The 1,462-nt window shown below is 44.7% G+C and carries 2 protein-coding genes; both read right to left on the bottom strand.

The annotated features are described in order from the left end of the window. Positions 1-107 precede the first annotated feature (107 nt). A complete protein-coding gene (locus QZ995_RS23615) occupies positions 108-458 on the bottom strand; it encodes a hypothetical protein (RefSeq protein ID WP_301812387.1) in 351 nt (116 codons plus the stop codon). Next, positions 455-1,462, bottom strand: a 1,008-nt coding sequence (locus QZ995_RS23610; protein WP_301812386.1) for a hypothetical protein, incomplete at its 5' end; no start/stop codon positions are given. The genes QZ995_RS23610 and QZ995_RS23615, both read right to left, overlap by 4 nt.

Here is a 1,462-nt window from a genome sequence, read left to right as displayed (position 1 = left end):
TAGGTACGCTTGCTGTATGACATTGCGTTCCCCGCCTACCATGACAATTTCGTCGCCGTTCCAAACGATTTCGTTATTGACGATCATAATGTCATTCCCAAAATCCGTCATTGATCACTCACCGTCCCTTGATCGATTAAACCAAGGACAACGTACTGCTCATGACCCATTCCAGTAATAGACCCCACTAATACTTCCTGCCCTGGTTTATAGGGCCATTGCGGGTCATGCTCATCATGAGTATGTTTGCCGTCTGGATCAGGATGGTCCTTATGCTTTGGAATAGGATAAAACGTGTCCTTTAGCACGCGACACCACCCTGTTTCATTGCCATACGGCTCCAGAACAACCTTTAGCAAGCGTTCTTCTTCATTGACACCGCTAATCGTAGCGAAAGAAAAGCTTGGCCCAGGTAAGGAGCGATCAAATGCTTTTTCCTGTTCCGCATGAAATCTCATCCAAATTTACCTCCGTCGTCAGCTTCTAAATTCGTAAATTCAATTTCGGCTTCTATTCCTGAATCGAATTGCCCTGAGACAATCAATTTTGATGTAAAGTAATCCTGTGATAGCACCGTACCGACACCCCGCAAAGAAATGCGTCGATCAATTTGAACGTCTGGAAACCAATCCGTTTGAAACGAGCCAAAGACCTGTGTTTTAGACAGCTCCTCTAGCTTTTTTCTGGCTAAACGTTGGGCTTGATCTCGTGTGACGTTGGGGTAATAGTAGCGTAAAGTCTTTTTTTCTCCGGATGATGAGCCTGCAAAAGATGCCTTTTCTACAATCCGCTGTCCTTTGAGATTGCCTTTTCCTCTCTTCTTCGCCCGTCCTGGTATCCACGAGATAACCTCAACGATTAAATTTCGAGATGCTTTAGGAGCTCGCTCGATTTGAAGTCCGGGTTTAATGTTATGTCCCCATGTAAAAATGACAGGTTCTTTCATGTAGTTCGGGAGTTTTTCGCGTGGTCCAAAATACCACTCTTTCCCCCTAACATGCGTGGTAAACCCCTCATTCTGAGCTAGGTACAAAACAAAATCCCAGTGAGATACCTCTCGCTTTGCATTGGCGTGGTCTTCGCCAATGTACTCACCGATAAAAGTATCTGTCGCTACAGGTACCACAGGTTTTAAATTGTGTTGAGCAGCAAGCTTTTTAAAAGCAGCACTAGCCGTCATGTTTTGCATTTTGATAGATTCTTTAAAATCGAAGGCTCTTGCTCCATAGGATCTACCTGTTATGGTCACCGTTTCGCTTTCAGCAAAATTCCATATCGGGTAGTCCATGTCACCTTCTATTAGTTTTTGTAAACTGCCTTCTCCTTCGAACCCAAGCTCAATGCTAACAATTGCAGGGCCTGTTGTAAGTGGTGACGATTTACTAGGTCCGCTGTAGAGGAGTTCATGATCGGGTTTTTGCTCCGTTACCTCCCACGGTAGCGTTACCTCAAAGTTGTCAAT

It is taken from the genome of Brevibacillus laterosporus (assembly GCF_030489605.1).
GTDB lineage: Bacteria > Bacillota > Bacilli > Brevibacillales > Brevibacillaceae > Brevibacillus_B > Brevibacillus_B laterosporus_E.
The sequence above is the reverse complement of the archived record's forward strand: the minus strand, read 5'-3'. Positions and strand labels throughout refer to the sequence as shown.

Bases quoted from the DNA above. Each gene is read 5' to 3' on its own strand.
- QZ995_RS23615 (WP_301812387.1), bottom strand. From the start codon at position 458: ATGAGATTTCATGCGGAACAGGAAAAAGCATTTGATCGCTCCTTACCT.